Source organism: Hugenholtzia roseola DSM 9546 (genome assembly GCF_000422585.1).
In the GTDB taxonomy this organism is placed as follows: domain Bacteria; phylum Bacteroidota; class Bacteroidia; order Cytophagales; family Bernardetiaceae; genus Hugenholtzia; species Hugenholtzia roseola.
On sequence record NZ_AUGI01000044.1, the window covers coordinates 1 to 16,894 of the forward strand.

General features: G+C 43.0%; 17 protein-coding genes. 5 read left to right on the forward strand and 12 right to left on the reverse strand.

Translation table 11 applies throughout. The features are described 5' to 3' along the window. From G500_RS22420 to G500_RS22425, 5 genes are all read right to left on the reverse strand, one after another. Positions 1-182 (reverse strand): hypothetical protein (locus G500_RS22420; RefSeq protein ID WP_035756385.1); only part of this gene is annotated, 182 nt, incomplete at its 3' end. 40 nt (positions 183-222) lie between these two features. Continuing rightward, positions 223-1,557, reverse strand: a complete 1,335-nt coding sequence (locus G500_RS0105350; RefSeq protein WP_027001837.1) for a DUF58 domain-containing protein — start codon at positions 1,555-1,557, stop codon at positions 223-225. 292 nt (positions 1,558-1,849) lie between these two features. Then, positions 1,850-3,166 (reverse strand): glutamyl-tRNA reductase, encoded by a 1,317-nt coding sequence (gene hemA, locus G500_RS0105355; RefSeq protein ID WP_027001838.1) that lies wholly within the window; start codon positions 3,164-3,166, stop codon positions 1,850-1,852. A 222-nt stretch (positions 3,167-3,388) separates the two neighbouring features. After that, positions 3,389-5,251: a T9SS type A sorting domain-containing protein gene (locus G500_RS24825; RefSeq protein ID WP_051203304.1), complete on the reverse strand. Its 1,863-nt coding sequence runs from the start codon at positions 5,249-5,251 to the stop codon at positions 3,389-3,391. Next, complete coding sequence (locus G500_RS22425; protein WP_051203305.1) at positions 5,252-5,950, reverse strand: choice-of-anchor L domain-containing protein; 699 nt, start codon at positions 5,948-5,950, stop codon at positions 5,252-5,254. It lies immediately after the preceding gene. 474 nt (positions 5,951-6,424) lie between these two features. Here G500_RS22425 and murQ point away from each other — a divergent pair, with 474 nt between their 5' ends. Next, positions 6,425-7,204 (forward strand): N-acetylmuramic acid 6-phosphate etherase, encoded by a 780-nt coding sequence (gene murQ, locus G500_RS0105375; protein ID WP_027001839.1) that lies wholly within the window; start codon positions 6,425-6,427, stop codon positions 7,202-7,204. A 228-nt stretch (positions 7,205-7,432) separates the two neighbouring features. Beyond that, positions 7,433-8,293: a CvfB family protein gene (locus G500_RS0105380; RefSeq protein WP_035756388.1), complete on the forward strand. Its 861-nt coding sequence runs from the start codon at positions 7,433-7,435 to the stop codon at positions 8,291-8,293. A gap of 100 nt (positions 8,294-8,393) precedes the next feature. Here the strand turns inward: G500_RS0105380 and G500_RS0105385 are convergent, their stop codons facing one another. Beyond that, positions 8,394-8,633 (reverse strand): hypothetical protein, encoded by a 240-nt coding sequence (locus tag G500_RS0105385; protein WP_027001841.1) that lies wholly within the window; start codon positions 8,631-8,633, stop codon positions 8,394-8,396. Positions 8,634-8,650: 17 nt separating this feature from the next. Here G500_RS0105385 and G500_RS0105390 point away from each other — a divergent pair, with 17 nt between their 5' ends. From G500_RS0105390 to G500_RS22430, 3 genes are all read left to right on the forward strand, one after another. After that, a complete protein-coding gene (locus tag G500_RS0105390) occupies positions 8,651-9,193 on the forward strand; it encodes a SiaB family protein kinase (RefSeq protein WP_154657028.1) in 543 nt (180 codons plus the stop codon). An 18-nt stretch (positions 9,194-9,211) separates the two neighbouring features. Further along, the gene (locus tag G500_RS0105395; protein WP_027001843.1) at positions 9,212-9,601 is read left to right on the forward strand and encodes a DUF1987 domain-containing protein; all 390 of its coding nucleotides are present in this window, start codon (positions 9,212-9,214) and stop codon (positions 9,599-9,601) included. Positions 9,602-9,990: 389 nt separating this feature from the next. Continuing rightward, entirely contained in the window at positions 9,991-10,449 is a 459-nt protein-coding gene (locus G500_RS22430; RefSeq protein WP_086047823.1) for an META domain-containing protein, read from the forward strand. A gap of 118 nt (positions 10,450-10,567) precedes the next feature. Here the strand turns inward: G500_RS22430 and nqrE are convergent, their stop codons facing one another. The 6 genes from nqrE to G500_RS0105440 all read right to left on the reverse strand — a co-directional run bounded on the left by nqrE (position 10,568) and on the right by G500_RS0105440 (position 16,358). Then, positions 10,568-11,182: an NADH:ubiquinone reductase (Na(+)-transporting) subunit E gene (gene nqrE, locus G500_RS0105410; RefSeq protein WP_027001844.1), complete on the reverse strand. Its 615-nt coding sequence runs from the start codon at positions 11,180-11,182 to the stop codon at positions 10,568-10,570. Positions 11,183-11,221: 39 nt separating this feature from the next. Then, positions 11,222-11,875 (reverse strand): NADH:ubiquinone reductase (Na(+)-transporting) subunit D, encoded by a 654-nt coding sequence (locus tag G500_RS0105415; protein WP_027001845.1) that lies wholly within the window; start codon positions 11,873-11,875, stop codon positions 11,222-11,224. A gap of 57 nt (positions 11,876-11,932) precedes the next feature. Then, a complete protein-coding gene (gene nqrC, locus G500_RS22435; protein ID WP_086047824.1) occupies positions 11,933-12,796 on the reverse strand; it encodes an NADH:ubiquinone reductase (Na(+)-transporting) subunit C in 864 nt (287 codons plus the stop codon). After that, on the reverse strand, positions 12,783-14,000 hold the full coding sequence (locus tag G500_RS0105425) for an NADH:ubiquinone reductase (Na(+)-transporting) subunit B (protein ID WP_027001846.1): 1,218 nt from the start codon (positions 13,998-14,000) through the stop codon (positions 12,783-12,785). Before G500_RS0105425 ends, nqrC begins: the two co-directional genes overlap by 14 nt. Positions 14,001-14,155: 155 nt before the next feature. Beyond that, complete coding sequence (locus tag G500_RS0105430) at positions 14,156-15,517, reverse strand: Na(+)-translocating NADH-quinone reductase subunit A (protein ID WP_027001847.1); 1,362 nt, start codon at positions 15,515-15,517, stop codon at positions 14,156-14,158. A gap of 376 nt (positions 15,518-15,893) precedes the next feature. Further along, positions 15,894-16,358 (reverse strand): Lrp/AsnC ligand binding domain-containing protein, encoded by a 465-nt coding sequence (locus G500_RS0105440; protein ID WP_027001849.1) that lies wholly within the window; start codon positions 16,356-16,358, stop codon positions 15,894-15,896. Positions 16,359-16,894: the final 536 nt, after the last annotated feature.

Sequence of the window (16,894 nt, forward strand, 5' to 3'; positions counted from 1 at the left end):
TTTTCCAACTTCCGAAGCAAGGCAAAGAGCATGGTCGTTTTGCCATACTGACGTGGGCGGTTGATGACAAAGTAATCACCATACTCAACCATTTCTATGATGCTGGCAAAGCGACGGCTGTCGTCCATCATATAATGCTCGTTAGGGCGGCAAGTGCCTGTAATATTAAAATCTTTTTTCATGTGATTAGTTTTTATTAGTTTTGAAAATTATTTTTTATTTTTATATCATACCACGCGCTTTGAGTTCCAAGTATTTATTGATAGTATTGACAGAAAGGTCTTGCGGTTTGGTCAGGATACACTGAATCCCATGACGACGCAATTCCTCTGCAATAATGCGTTTATCCAAGACAAATTTATGCGCAATGGTCTGTTGATACACGCCCAGAAGATGTTTGCTTTCTTCTTGTGCATAATCTAATAACTCTGTATTTTCAAAAAATACGACTACTAAAAGATGTTTTCGACTAATTTTTCGCAAAATAGGCAACACCCGTTCTAAGGCAGAAAGGCTCTCAAAGTTGGTAAAAAGCAGCATCAGGGCGCGTCCCTTTGTCGTATATTGCAAGGTATGGTAGAGTTTTTCGTAATCGCTCTCCATAAAATTGGTCTGTTGGGCATAAAGGGCGTTAGAGATTTTGCCAAGTTGTCCTGCTTTTTGTTCGGCGGGCAGGACGGTATCTATCTGTTCGGAAAAAGTTATCAAGCCTGCGCGGTCGCTTTTTTTGAGGGCAATATTGCTAAGGGTCAGAATGGTATTGATGGCGTAATCGAGCAACGAAAGCCCCTCGAAAGGCATGCGCATAACCCTACTTTTGTCCAAGATGGTATAAATGGCTTGCGACTTCTCATCTTCATATTGATTGACCATTAAATGCCCCCTTCGGCTTGTGGCTTTCCAATTGATGCTTCGGTAGTCATCTCCAATGACGTAATTTTTTATCTGTTCAAATTCGTAACTATGTCCTAATCTGCGTATTTTTCGCAAGCCTGAAAGCTGTGCGGTATTAGAAAACGCCAAAAGTTCGTATTTTTTCATCTGTATCACCGAAGGCACAGCAGGCAAACTTGTAGCCGCCTTTTCTACATATCTCCTTTGCACCAAGCCAATGGGCGAGGTAAGAAAAAAATTCATATCCCCAAATTCATACAAGCCACGCTCGGCAGGGAAAAGCGTGTAGTTAAAATCTTGGGTGCTTTTTTTGGCAATCGAAAACGAAAAAATAAAGTCGCGCTTCTGAAAAGCGGTAGGCAATTCGTCTATAAAATCTACCTGCAAAGGATAAGGCGACTCGCTCTGTACCTCTATGCGAATCGGATTTTGGTCGCCCAAAGAAAACTGTATCGGCATTATCCGTCGTGCTTGTATCTTTACCGAAGGCAGGTGAATCCATATTACATCAAGCAGAAAAATCAGACCTAATAAAAAACTACCGCCTATCCCTACTTCAAACAAAAAAGGAAAGCTATAGCCGAAAGCAAAGATAGCCGCCAGCACGCCCAAAGCAACGTAAAGACGTGTGTTGAGATACAAGTTTTTAAAAAATTTAATCATATTTTTTTGTAAAAAAACAAGTTAGAAAACGCTAAAAACGGACAAAAAGCCATAAAATTGAAAGACACAAGGTAGGCTTTTTTCCTTATATCTCCAAATGATAGGGCAATTTAGCTAACGATTTGGCAATAAACCCCTAACAGAAAATCGGGCAGCAGCGCAGGAAACGCCACAGCCCGACTTACTATAACTCTTTTTTTATATTTTTTGTAAAATTTGTACCACTTGTAAAAATAAGATGGCACTATTACAAAGGTCAGAAGACTAAAAAGTAGAGATAAAAGCAAACACGCTACCCCTGACTATTGACGTTTTCTAAGTTGAAAAGGTCGTTTAAGACATCTGCCAAATTTTCGGCTTCGCCTCGTTTGCAGGCAGCTTTGAGTTGTAGTACGGGAAGTTTGATGATTTTTTGCATCATATTTTTGGTAATCATTTCTACCTTTCCCAATTCTTTTTCGTCTAAATTTTTAAGATGACGCGCAATTTCAGCCTGTCTGATTTGCTCTAAAGCCTGTTTGAGTTTTTGAATGGTAGGGGAAAAAGTCATCTCTTGTAGCCATTGCGAAAACTCCTCTATCGATTCGGCAATAAGGGCTTCTACGGCAGGGATTGCCTCCTTTCTCCGTTCTATGGTTGCTTGGGTACGATTCTGAATGTGGTCGATGTTGAACAAATTTACACCCTCAATTTCCTCTGTTTCAGGCTCGATGCTGCGCGGAATAGAAAGGTCTATCAGGTAGCGAAATTTAGCCAAAGGGAGTTCGGATAGCATTTTTTTGGTGATAAGAGGACTTTGCATCATCACCGAACTCACTAATGCGTCTGCCTGCGCCAGCTCTTTTTCCAAATCAGAAAGAGGTGCAGACCGATAACCCAATTCCTGCGCCAAAGACAGGGCTTTTTCCTCTGTACGGTTTATCAGGACTACCTCCCAATGCCCTACATTTTTGAGATTCCGCACCGCATCTGCACCAATTTCACCCAAGCCAACCATCAATACCTTTGGCTTTGGCAGGTGCGATAGGCTATCATACAAAATTTCAGTAGCAGCATAAGACACCGAAGCCGCTCCGTCGCGAAAGTTCGTTTCTTGTGCTACGCGCTTGTGAGTAAAGAAGATGGTATGCAGTAGGCGGTGCAGAAAAGCAGTGGCTAAGTTTAGGTCGGCAGAAACCTGATAGGCGCGTTTTACCTGATTTGAAATCTGAATATCGCCTACTACCTGCGATTCAAGCCCCATCGCTACCGAAAAAAGATGCCTTACCGCTTCCTCGCTTTGCGTAATGTTCTGAAAATAAGCGGCGTAGTCGAGTTGCTTTTCCGATTTATCCCACTCATGGTGATAAGGACAAGCCGAATAGTGCCTTTCTATCCCTTTTTCTATCAAAAGAAGTTTGATAAAATCATCAAATATATCGTTTTCCGAACTATAATACAATTCTGTTCGATTGCAAGTGGAAAGCAATAGGGCTTCTTGTATGCCTAAAATCTCTTGTAGTTTGAGCAAAAAGCTACGTGCTTCCTCATCTGAAAGTGCCAGCGGCTCGCGTATGGCTACGGGCGCAGTTTTGTAAGAAATGCTAATTGCCTTAAAGGGGTGATTCATCGCTTTTGATAGAGAGGGGATTTTTGAGTACGCAAATTTACGAAGCGTTTGAGTATCTATAAAGCAATTTGTAAAAGAGATATGTTATTTAGAACAAGTATAAATAGGTAGCTTCCGCCTCAAAGCAAAATCCTCTTTCTTTGCACTACCTTTTGGAAAGGCAGGCAGAAAAGAAAGAGGATTGAACATCAGAGCAGAAAACAGGTGGTGTTTCTACTAAGGTTAGTTTTTAATTAATTTTTTAATAAAAGTTTGAGTTTGGGTCTGAATCTTCAACAAAAACATGCCCGAAGCCAACTTTTGTGTAGGAATGGCAAGATTCTGCCGTCCTGCTGCAAGATTTTGTTGGACTTGGTAGAGCGTCTTGCCTTCCATATCTTGAAGTTGTACCCAAATTGTTTCGGCTTGGGGTAGGAAAAGCAAAACTTGTGTATTTTCTGCAAAAGGATTCGGTGCAATTTGTAAGAAAGCATCAGAAGGCACACCAGACTTTATTTCTACTACGGGCGAATAGAAAATTGTCCCTGCTTGGTCTTTCATTTTGAGGCGATAGTAGAAAATTTGGTCAGATAGCGGCACTTGGTCTGCCCATTGGTATCGCAAGACCTGATTTTGTGCTACAACCTTACCGACAGGCGCAAAGGCTACTCGGTCTTGTTTTCTTTCCACCTCAAAAAACACTGCGTCCGACTGTGGCGTTACTTCCCAATGAAGCAGCACCTTTTCATTATCAGTTTGGGCGCGGAAAAAGACCAAATCAATAGGCAATAAATCGCCGCCTTCGGCAGAATGGATATAGAAATTGGAGCTACCATCAAAATCTAATACATCAATCTCGATGTAATGAATACCCGTCAGGAAGTTGGTAACGACGCTACCGCCTAAATACTCTCCCGCAGGGCGATAGGGCGCACCGTAGGAGGCAGGGTATCTATCTACTGCCAAATTGTAGCCTGCCGCGCTGGGATTGGCAGCCAAAAGCTCTTGATATTCGGCTTCGGTAAAGTAGAGGCGAATGGTAGTGAGTCCGTTAGAAGTGGGCGTTACGTTGTAATGGCGGCGGATATAAGGTTCGCCATCATAGTAGGGTAGGCTTGGCTCTATCGTAACACCTGCCTGCACGATACCCATATTTACGCCATTGTCGTTGATAGCCAAAATCATATCCTCGTTGGGGTCGGCAATGGAAAGCCAAGCATTTACCCCCGGCACCAAACAAGCCCCAATTTGGTCGTTACTCGGAATGGCATCATTGATATTGGGGGCGGCTACATTGAAAACAGTATCCCTACAACCTTGTGAATCGATGACCTCAAAATCATGGGTAGTGTTATTGTCTATAAAGAAAGTATTATTTGTCGTATGTGCCGTAGCCAAGGTAAGATTGCAATATTGATAGCCTCCTGTGCCGCCTGTGGCTTGTAAAATTACGGCGGTCTGTCCTGTGCTGCCGATACCCCCACAAGATACAGTCGCATTTACTTCTAAGGTGCTATAATTGATAACGAGTGTATCCGAAACCCTACAACCACCTTCATTTTCCACAAAGACCCTATAAGTTCCCGCTTTAAGCCAAGTGGCAGAGTCGGTAGAAATAATCGTGTTGCTGCTATTTTGCCATTCGTAGGTTACATATTTGCCTACTCCCATCAAGACAGAGTCGCCCTTGCAAATAATCAAATCGGGTCCCAAATCTGGCAGCGGACTTAAATAAACCACCATACTATCATAAGGCTGCCCCGTGCAAGGCTGCACACGCCTGATGATGACGCTATCGAGCTGCGTGATGTTATTGTAGTTGGGGGTAATCGTCATATTAACCGTCGGTACGCCTGCCCCAAAGGTAAGGGTATTTCCGCCGCCCAAAGAAGTAGTATATTGCACGCCATTAACTGCCGAACCTGCAAATTGGAAAGTCAGGGTAAGCGGATTAACAGTGCTACCTGTACGATTGTAGGTAATAATAGGGTCAGTACAGCCTGCCCACACCTGCGAGGCATTGACAGTAGTATTGATGTCGTTGCTCGTTACTTTTTCTATAAAAACGCCTGAATCGTATGAACTATCTCCTGCATCTGCAATCATCTAACGGACGCGATAAGTCGCACAAGGCGTTAGACCTGTTCTTGTTGCTACCAAATTTACGGTATAGCCGTCATATTGAAAAGTTGCGTTACCTGTGGCGTTAGTCTGATAATAAGTTGCATTGCTGCCTACATTGACATTGTTAATGGTTACGGGCGTAGTCGTTGCTGGAATAAGTGCTATGTTCTGTTCGCCTGCAATGCCCGGACCGCTTATCATAAAAGCAAAGACATCATTGTAAGAAGAATTGACCCATTCGGGATATTCTTCCGAACCAAAACTGTAACGAAATTCTATCCTATCTCCTGCGGGTACTACGTCAAATTCTAAAATGCAAGCGTCTTGCGTTGTCGCACCTGCCAAAGTGGTTAATAGCGCGTTTCCGCCCGTTCCCATATTACCACTAAGATTACCTACGTTATTAGGTCCAATTGCGCCTGTTGCCGTTCCCGAAGTTAGCAAAACGCCCTGCGTCAATCCCATAGGAGTAGTACCTGCAAGGTCAAATAAACCATAACCGTTACTGGCACAAGAGATGGTTACATTTGAAATGGTTACGCCTTCACCTTCAATTGTATTGATAATGTTGGCAATCGTCGGATTGGTAGTAACAGTAAGTTGTGCCTGCAAAGAAGGTATAAAAATCAAAAAAGCCAAAATCGAGTAGAAAAAAGAGTTTCTCTTTGTATAGTGTTTCATATTTTATTTTTTTTGTACGGTGAGCATGACTTTTATCAAAATTGACCCTCAATATAAAGAATAACCCTTATTTTTCAAAATTGGGGACTTATTACACACGTAAGTTTTGGCTTCATTTTAAACTTTTTTACCTTTCGAATGGCAAAAAAACGTATCCTCTCTTTTTTGTTTTTTTTAAAATTGCACCCTTCTGAAATGAACAAGGCTGTATAAACAGCAAGACGCATTTTTTAGATAATAAAAAAAACCTATTTAGGACATTGTGCTTAGGCTACTGTATAAAAGCATTTTTTTTGCGTTTGTATGAAAATCCTAAAAAAAGAAAACAAAAAGTTTGGTGGCTTCTTTTTATCTGCCTTTTGCCTATTTTCTTTGTGTTCTTTATCTTAGGCGAAAATAGGGAGCTATTTTGCCCAAAATGATTAAATTTCTAACTTTGCGTTCATTCTCATTTTCTGACCCCTCTCCAAAGACATGTCCTTAGACCGCCTTTCTACCACCCAACTCTTAGAAACCTTACATCAAGCCGACAGTAGTGTGGCACAGGCTGTCGGTTTGGTCTTGCCTCAAATTGAGGATTTTATAGAAACAACGCTGATTCGCATGCAAGCGGGGGGGCGGCTTTTTTACATTGGCGCAGGTACGAGCGGACGCTTAGGTATCTTAGATGCTTCCGAATGTCCGCCTACTTTTGGTGTTCCGCAGGGGCTTGTTATCGGACTGATAGCAGGGGGCGATAGTGCCATTCGCAAAGCCGTAGAGTTTGCCGAAGACGACCTCACACAGGCTTGGCAAGACCTCGCCGCCTTTTCACCTACTACACTCGATACCGTATTGGGCATTGCCGCCTCTGGGCGCACGCCTTATGTGATAGGCGGCATCGAGGCGGCGCGTCAGGCGGGCTTATACACAGGCGCATTGGTCTGCAAAGAAGGAAGTGCCTTGGCAAAAAAGGCAGAAAAAGCCATAGAGGTCTTGGTAGGCGAAGAAGTCTTGCGAGGAAGCACACGCCTAAAAGCAGGTACGGCGCAAAAGATGGTTTTGAATATGATTTCGACAAGCCTGATGGTAAAGTTGGGAAAGGTAAAAGGCGACAAAATGATTGATATGCAGCTTGCCAATCACAAACTCATCGAGCGCGGCATCGATTTTATTTGTGAAGAAATCCCTAACCTTTCACGCAAAGAGGCAGGAGAGATTTTATTAGAAAAAGGCAGTGTTCGCGCCGTTTTGTCTTATTTTAATAAAATTTAGAGAACAAGAAATAACCACTTCTTCAAATTCGATTGTTAAAAAAGTGGGCAGCGAAGTTCTCAAAAAGACAATTCCGACCTGCCAAAAAAAATATTAGTCGTCCAGACTTGTAAGTTTGCTTTTTTTTGTTTTGATTTGCACAGAACTTATCGCTTGTGTCATCATACCCTGCGCATTTCTTGCCTTAGTAATTACTAATTGATAATTACTAATTACTGAACTTTCAATATGGACAAAAAAATTCTCTTAGGGAAATACAATCGCCTTGAAATTGCGCGTCTTATCGTGCATGGGGCTATCTTGCAGGCACAAAGCGGCGAAGAGGTGCTTTTACCCAAAAAATGGACTCCTGCTACCGCCAAAGTGGGCGACCCACTCGATGTCTTTATTTACACCGATTCGGAAGACCGCCTCATTGCCACAACGCAAAAGCCAAAGGGTATCTTAGGAGATTTGGTAGGACTCAAAGTTGTCGATAGCACCGCTATTGGGGCTTTCTTGGATTGGGGATTAGAAAAAGACCTTTTCGTACCCAAAGCCGAACAAAAAAAGAGCATGCAAAAGGGCGAGTACTACGTCGTGCGCATTGGTTTGGATTTCCGCACAAATCGCTTAATAGGAATGGGCAAATTTGAACATTTCCTACAAAAGACCATCGATGAAGACGAGCGCGACACCTGGCAGGAAGGCAAAACTGTTTCTATCCTGATTTATGAAAAGACGGATTTGGGCTACAGTGCCGTAGTAGAAAATCGCTTCTGGGGGTTGCTCTACGAAAATGAAATCTTTAGCCCCCTACAAATAGGCGAAAGAAAAAATGCCTTCATCAAGAAAATCCGTCCTGACGGCAAGATAGACCTCGTCTTGCAAGCACAAGGCTATCGCGCCACCAGCGAACGAAGCGACGAAATTTTAGCCAAACTCCAAGCCGCAGGCGGTAGCCTACCCTTTGGCGACAAGAGTTCGGCAGAGGAAATTCTCGCCCACTTTCAGATGAGTAAGCGTGTCTTCAAACAGCTCATCGGGAAGCTCTACAAAGAAAAGAAAATCGTGCTGACCGAAAAAGGCATCAAACTTGCTACCCAATAAAAAACCTTTGGCAGCACAAAGTCGTTATAGTCGGATACAAATATTCCTTTTTTGGTAGATTTGGTCGAATTTTGGAAATATTTAGCGAATATTTCGCCTTTCAAACGGCTTTTCTTTTTGTGAAACGGAATTTATGTTTATATTTACGCATAAAATAGGCTCTACTGCTCAAGCGGCATGCATTCGCCTCACAAATGCTGGTTGGTATAAGGCTTCTCAAATAAAATCCGCTTTTTTTTGAGTCGCTTGCTGTGGCGAAAGCCTCTCTTTTCTTGCAAAGGGCTGCTTTTTTCTCCTCACTCTTTTCGATTGATTGACGATAGAGATTTTGTTTCATCATTATATTTTGCCTTCACCTTGAACCTCAACGAACTTTACAAGAACATGCTGCCCGACGACATCATTGTATCCTACAAGGGTGCGCCTTCGCAGAGTCTTCTGGATAGCTTACTGAGTATCGCCGACGAGAAACTGGCAGCCATCGAGCCGCAGTCGAATTTAAAGAAAAAAGTATATCATATCTTGATAGAAGCTCTGCAAAATCTGTATCATCATTTAGATACAGAGGCACTTGCACCCGACCACGAGGCGGATACGGTACTCTTTGTCTTAGCACGCCAAGAAGGTGGGGGCTATCTCATCATAACAGGCAACTACTTGCCTACTGCGGAAGTTCCCAAACTCAAAAGCCATATTGAGAAGGTCAATAACGCTTCCAAAGAAGAAATCAAGCAGCTCTATCGCGCCCAACTCCACGCAGGTGAAGTGTCAGACAAGGGAGGAGCAGGATTAGGCATCATAGATATTGCACGTCGTTCAGGCGAAAAACTGGATTATTCTTTCGAAGAAGGTCTGTACGGCAACTCATTCTTTAGTTTGAAAATCAAAGTATCGGCTTAAAAAGATATATCAGATAGAATGGAAAACTTTTTCTTAGAAGGAACAAGCAAAACGCCTTTGCTCGAGTTCAAAAAAACAGAGGGCAGATTCCTCATCAAGGGACGCTCCATACCTGAAAACTCCATAGAGTTTTACAAGCCTCTTTTCGAATGGCTCGATAACTATTCAAAAGAGCCACAAGAAGATACCATTTTAGATGTCAAATTAGAATATTTCAACACCAGCTCTTCTAAGTGCTTGGTGGAAATATTCCGCAAACTCGAGCATCTACAAGACAATGGCAAAAACGTCCTCATCAACTGGTACTACGAAGAAGATGATGAAGACATGCAGGAGTCGGGTGAGGATTTCCAAGAAATCATAGACATCAAAATCGTGATGAACCAAATAGAAGGCGACGAAGACTAAGAAAGTCTTTTCACGCAGGCAGCCCGACTCTCTGCCGCCCTAAGCGCAGGGCTACTCTTGCCTTGCGAGTAGTTTTGTGAGGGTAGGCTGTTTTAGGGTGCTAATTTTTTGTGGTCTTTCAAAAAAGTTTCCGCACGAAAGTTTCCTTTTAGATGCTCTTACACAGGTCTGAAAATGATGCAAAAAGCAAAAAGACTCTCTGTCTTTTTGCTTTTTGTTTTTCCTTACTTTACCTACATTACTTTCTGTCTTGCTTCTTTTGTTCTCTCTTTTTGCTGACAAGCAAAATTGGCTACTCCTTTTTAGCTTGAATAGGGATTTAAAACTTCCTTAGACGCAAAAAGAAAACTTATTTCACTTTATTTTATTTCAATAATTTCCTAACTGATATGATAAACAAATCAAAAATCGCAATTCCATTTCTCTTTTGGATACTCCTGCTCCTTACGGCTTCTTGCGCTGGTTCAAAGAAAAAACAGAGTAAAATTGCCCCACAACCTTTTATGGAAACAATGTGGAAAATCACCTATTTAGAAGGTGTGGAAACGCTGCCAAGTTCTGCCAAAAAGGATATTTTTGTATTATTTCAAGATGATGCAAAAAGTTTGCGCGGTTTTGCAGGCTGCAATAATTTTTCGGGCATGTATCAGATAGACCAAACGGCAAAAAAATTGAGCATTTCAGGTTTTATGGCGACTAAAATGTCTTGTCCTCTGCTCAAATTTGAGTATGATTATTTAGGAAAATTAGAGAAAGCAACTCGCTATGAAATAGAAGGCAAGAAACTCTCACTCTATCAAGACGCGCTGCTTTTGGCTACCTTCGAGGCGCAGGCAGGTGTTCAATAGGCTGCTAATCGTAGCGAATCGCTTTTTATGTTTCAAGAGTGCTGCTACAAAAAAGACAATAAAAAAACCTAAGTCCTTAGAAAAAGACTTAGGTTTTTTATTTGGATAAGCGGAAATTTTAGAGCGAAATACCCATAAAGGACATAAACGCCAAGCCCATCAGACCCGTAATGATAAAGGTGATACCTAAACCACGCAAGGGGGCAGGGACATTTGAATACTTCATCTTTTCGCGAATTGCCGCCAAAAGAATAATCGCCAACCACCAACCGATACCCGAACCTACGGCATAGACGGTAGATTCAGCCAAGCCGTATTCCTTTTGTACCATAAAAAGCGACGAACCTAAGATGGCGCAGTTTACCGCAATTAGCGGAAGGAAGATACCCAAAGCACCGTAAAGGGCGGGCGAAAACTTTTCAATGACCATTTCCACAAGCTGTACAATGGCGGCAATAACGGCAATAAAGCTCACAAAGCTAAGAAAGCTAAGGTCTAATTTTGCCAATTCAGGGCTGCCTGTCCATTTCAAAGCCCCCTCACTCAAAACGTAGGTAGTGAGCAGGTTGTTGATAGGAACAGTAACCAAGAGTACGAAAATAACCGCCAAGCCTAAGCCCATTGCCGTAGAAACCTTCTTCGATACTGCCAAGTATGAACACATACCCAAGAAGTAGGCAAAGACCATGTTCTCGATAAAAATCGAGCGAATACCTATATTGATGAGTTCCATAGTTACGAGGATTACAAGATTTAAGTAGCCAAAAAAAACTTAATGTGCTTCGGTATAGCCATTTCGCGCACGCTGTACCCAGATGATAAGGGCAATGATGATAAATGCACCCACAGGGTTAGTCATCAAACCATTATTGGGGATAAATTCAGGCATAATTTTGATGCCGAACACAGAGCCAGAGCCAAAGAGTTCGCGGAAAAAAGCCACTACCAAAATCACCCAAGCATAACCAAAGCTGCTTCCGAAGCCGTCTAAGACCGAATCATAGGGCTTATTACCCATCGCAAAGGCTTCCAAACGCCCCATTACGATACAGTTGGTAATGATTAGCCCTACATATACGCCCACGACTTTGGCTACATCAAAGAGAAAGGCACGCAATACTTGGTCTACCAAAATAACCAAACTCGCCACAATCGCAAGCTGCACAATGATACGCACACGATTGGGAATTAGGTTGCGAATAAGGGAGATAATCAGGTTTGCAAAGACCACTACAAAAGTTACGGCTATCGCCATTACTAAGGTAGGCTCCATCTTCGCCGTAACTGCCAATGCCGAACAGATACCCAAAACCTGTACGGTTACGGGATTGTCGTCATCAAGGGGGTCAGTCATCAATCGGACGCGGCGTTTCGAGAAAAGAGCCTCCGATTTTTTAGCTGCAATATTTTCGGCAACTTCTGCCATATTATCAAAGGTTTAGGTTTCGAGAAAGAAGAATAAAAAAGCCTCGCCAAGGGAGTGCTACTGTACGGCAGCCGCCGAGTCTGCTTTTTGCATTTGCGCAGAATCAGTCAGGGCGGTAGAATCTGCCATTTGCAGGTTTAGCGAATCAGGGAGTTCTATTTCGATGGCTTTGGTAGGCTTTTGGGTTGCCTTCTTTTCCTTTTCAAAATAGTTTTGATAGAAGCTCATATAGTTTTTCAACATATTATTGACCCCTACCCCTGTGATGGTCGCGCCTGCCATGCCATCTACCTTGTTTTGCGAAAGTGCCGATTCAGGGTTATTTTCACCTTTTATCATGGTTACGGCTACAAGTGCGCCTGCCTCATCATAGATAGATTTTCCCTGATAACGGTTTTGAATATCCTTGTCGGAAATACGCGCTCCCAAACCGGGCGTTTCGCTTTTGTGTCCGAAAGAAACGCCAAGAATGGTTTTCAAGTCGGGTTTCAAAGCGACGTAGCCCCAAATCACGTCCCAGAGTCCGTTTCCATAGACGGGAAGAATATAGGCTTCTACTTCGCCCTTTTCGTTTTTGTATTTAAAAACGGGGAAACGCTTTTTATTCACGTCTTTTTCTTTAAACTCTTTATAGACATTGATTTTCTCTACTACCAAATCTTTGCCTTCGGCATCTTTGGCAATAGGGTCGCCATTGGCATCTACAGCAATGGCTTCAATGCGTGTGGAATAATAAGCATTGACATCGCCGACGGCAAGCACGTCATCGACGACGGCACTCAAGATTTGCTTTTTTGTGTCCAAATCTTGGGCTTCAGTTTGGAAAGGTTTTAAGCCAACGTTGGCTAAGGCAAGCAGACTGCCACAGATAAGGGTCAGTGCTACGATAAAGCCGATGATGTATCCGTTAGAGTGTTGCACGTTTTAGTCTTCGTTTTTTGTTAGCTTCTATCACATAATAATCAATCAAAGGAGCAAACACATTGAGCAACAAAATCGCCAACATGATGCCTTCAGGATAAGCAGGATTAAAGACTCTGATAATGACCGTTACTAAGCCAATTAGAAAGCCGTAAATCAACTTACCCCACTCGGTCTGTGCCGCAGAAACAGGGTCAGTAGCCATAAAGACCACACCAAAAGCAAAGCCGCCGATAATGAGGTGTTTGTAGGCAGGCATCAACATGTAAGGATTGTCTATCCCTGCACTTTGCGCAATCACAGTAGCCAAAGCACCCATTGCTAATGCACCTGCTACCGAACCTACCATAATGCGCCAGCTTGCTACGCCCGTTACTACCAAAATAACCGCTCCGATAAGGATAGCAAATTTAGAAGTTTCACCAATACAGCCGGGAATTGTACCCATAAAAAGGCTAAAATCAGAAAACATGTTTTCTGCACCTTTCCAAGAAGCCGTTGCATTGATGGCGGCATCAGCTACGCTTCCCGTTTTGGTTTCAGCCGCCACAGCCAAGTAAGTAGCCCCTGTATAGCCTTCTACTACATTTGCCGCCCCTTTGTAATTCCAAACATCGCCTGAAATATCGGTAGGATAAGCAAAATAAAGGAAAGCGCGTGCCGTAAGTGCAACATTAAGGATATTCATACCTGTACCACCAAAGGCTTCTTTTGCAATCACGACGGCAAAAATTGTAGCCAATACTACCTGCCAAAGCGGAATATCAGGTGGCATCACCAGCGGAATAAGCATACCCGTAACCAAGAAACCCTCGTTAATGGGGTGCTTTCTAATAATGGCAAAGACCACTTCGACGATACCCCCTGCGGTGTAGGCAGCAATCACGATAGGCAATACTTGTATCGTACCTACCATAATCTTGTCCATCAGAGGGGCATCTAAATTGCCGATAGAAAGGAAGTGCTGATTGCCTACATTCCAAATCCCGAAAAGAAGGGCAGGAATCATTGCCAACACGACGGTCATCATCATGCGTTTGAGGTCGATGGCATCATGCACGTGTGTAGCACGCCTACCCGCAACTGTGGGGGGCGTGAAAGCAAAGGTTTCGCCAGCTTCGAAGAGGTAGTAAAATTTTTCAAATTTCCCTCCTTTTTCAAACATGGGTCTTTGCTTTTCTAATATGTGGTGTAAAAACTTCATAGTTGAGTAGAAGATGAAGAGAAGTAAATCAGAAAAGACAGAGAAATAAAGAATTAAAACATTCAGACTTGCAAAACAAGTATCGCTACGGCATAGGTAGCTCATATCCAGATAAAGACCTACCAGAAAAAAGCAACCGAAAGCCACTCTTGGGCTTAACCCTCACGCAAAAGGTTTAGACCTTCACGCAGAAGCAACTGCAATTCGTGTTTCGATACATCTACAAACTCGCACAAGGCTACATCTTCCTCTACCAATTCGTAAATCCCTAAGGCTTCCATCTCCTCGTAGTTTTGTGCCATAATAGCCTTGAAAAGGTAGGTAGGATAAATATCCATAGGCATTACTTTTTCGAAAGCTCCCGACATAACAAAGGCACGTGGCTCGCCATTTAAGCTCGAATCCAAGACGCGCTCTTTTTTAGGGCTTAGGAACGAAAGCAAACCGAAAGCACGGTGGATAGAGGTACGCTGTGTAGGCGCAAGCCAGCCGTCTGTAAGGATAAAGCGCGGCTTATCGCCTTCGGGGATAACCGTTACCTGATTGTGGTAGAAGCCCAAATAGCCATCTTTGCCCACACTCTCGCCCGTCAAGACGTTGCCCGAAATCACGCGCACATGGTCGGATTTGAGGTTTTTGTCTAATAGGTCGCTGATTTTAGCTCCTACAAAAGTCTTGGCATAGGCAGGCTTGGCAACTTCCGAACCCGTCAGGGCTACTAATTTAGAAGCGTCATATTTGCCCTCCATAAAGAGTTTGCCCATCTGAATTACGCCATAAGGCTGAATCGTCCAAACGGTTTCACCCTTATTGATGGGTGCAATGTGGTGGATTTGCACACCCACGTTCCCCGCAGGGTGCGTACCTGCAATGGTATGAATTTCGACACCTCTAACGCTACGCAAAGGCGAAACTTCCGATTTGGCATCAAAAGTTACGTGAATAGGCACGTTTGCAATCTTACCCAAAATGTCGATACCTGCCTGAAAATAAGGAGCTTCGTTTTTGTATAAAAACTCATAGTCAGGCGCAAGTGGGTGCGAATCGAAAGCCGAGATAAAGATAGCCTTCGGCTTTTCTTCGGGGTCGGCTACAATACCGTAAGGACGCTTGATGAGATTGACCCAAGCACCACTTTTCAAAAGGGTTTCCTTCGCTTTGGCAGCCTCGAGCTTGCCTAATTCCGAAACGCTATATTTTTCGAAAGGCTCATACTCGACCTCCTTATCGGCTAAGATAACCACTTCTAAGACCGCACGCTTTTCGCCGCGCTTAATTTGGGCTATCTCACCGCTTACAGGTGAGGTATAGAGAACACTTTGCAAGCGTTTGTCGTAGAAAAGGGGCGTTCCAGCCTTGACGCGGTCGCCTTCCTTTACAAGCATCTTTGGGCGATACATGCCCAAAAAGTCTGACGGCTTGAGCGCGTAAGTAAAGGCAGGCTTGCCGTTACTGATGGTCTTTTCAGCGCGTCCGACCAGATGAATGTCAAATCCTTTTTTTATTTTTATATGCATGGTAAGAAGCCTTAGTTTCGCTATGTTTCCCCCCTGCTTTGTGCCTCGCTCGCTTGTAGGGCGATACAAGCACTGACGCAGAGATAGGGGCAAGGTTAGAAATGGGGTATGCAGCGCAAAATTAACAAATATCTTGGCATAAAACCCAACCCCCTGCTATTATTTTCGGTAAAAAAAGACTTATTTTCTTCAAAAAAATCCCTTTTTAGCCTACAAAGAGGCAAAATAGGAACTTTTCGAGCAGCAAGTGGGTTGTTTTTCTCTGCTATAATTTTTTGTGTGCGATTTTGTTTGCACAAAAGTCGTGAAAAAATAGCAAAAGTACACAAGTAGCTTTGCCCTATTGCCCATCTTTTTGGCTAAATTCCAAACTTTTTTAGTATAAAAGCGGCGGTCTATCAATGCGCTCCTCCAAAGAGATAAAGGTTTCGGTGCGCTCTATTCCCACTACCGACTGAATCTTATCGTGCAACACTTCCCGTAAATGCTTGGTATCACGACACAAAATACGCGCAAAGATGCTATAAGCACCTGTGGTATAGTGCAGATTGAGAATTTCGGGGATTTTTTGTAGCTCCGCCACTACATCTTCATACATCGAGCTTTTTTCGAGGTAAATACCCAAAAAAGCCGTAACGTCATAGCCTAAGGCACTGTAATCGAGGGCTAAGGTAGAGCCTTTCACTATGCCCGCTTGCTCCATCTTTTGCATGCGCACATGCACTGTGCCGCCCGAAACAAAGACGCGATTGGCGACATCAGTATAGGGCAGTTTCGCATTTTTAGAGAGTTCGCTCAATATCTTCAAATCGATGTTGTCGATTTTTAAATTTCTATCCATCTGTATTAGGCATTTTATGTTTTTTGCAAGAAAAACCGTATAACATTGCGAATATCGTAAATTTTTGAGAATTTTGTTGCAAAAAAGGCAATCGTATAAGAATTTTTTATACCTTTGTCATGTGCAAAGAAAGCATCGCCTATCAAAGGTTAGAAAACGAAAGGTTCTTGTGCAAGTTTGGGGCAATCGTTGCCCTGATTTCAAAACCCAAGCAAGATAATAAAATTTTCGAAACCGATGCGATTTGCGACTCATTTCGCAACTTTGATAGCGCGTGTGTTTTATGTGTTGTTTATTGGTTAAGGTCGAAAGGGCGTGCCGTTGGCATTGCCTTTTTTTTGTTTTTGTTTTCAAATGATACAGAAATAAGTTTAATTTTTAAATTATATACAGACAAAAAAAGCGCACCGTAGTTTTTAAGGCTACGGTGTGGTGCTTTTTCAATGCCAAAATCTAAACTGCTATGATTGGCTTACAGAATGGCGATTGAAATTTCAGGCGCAAAGTTGGATTTGGCTTTGGGCTACTTTCCACTT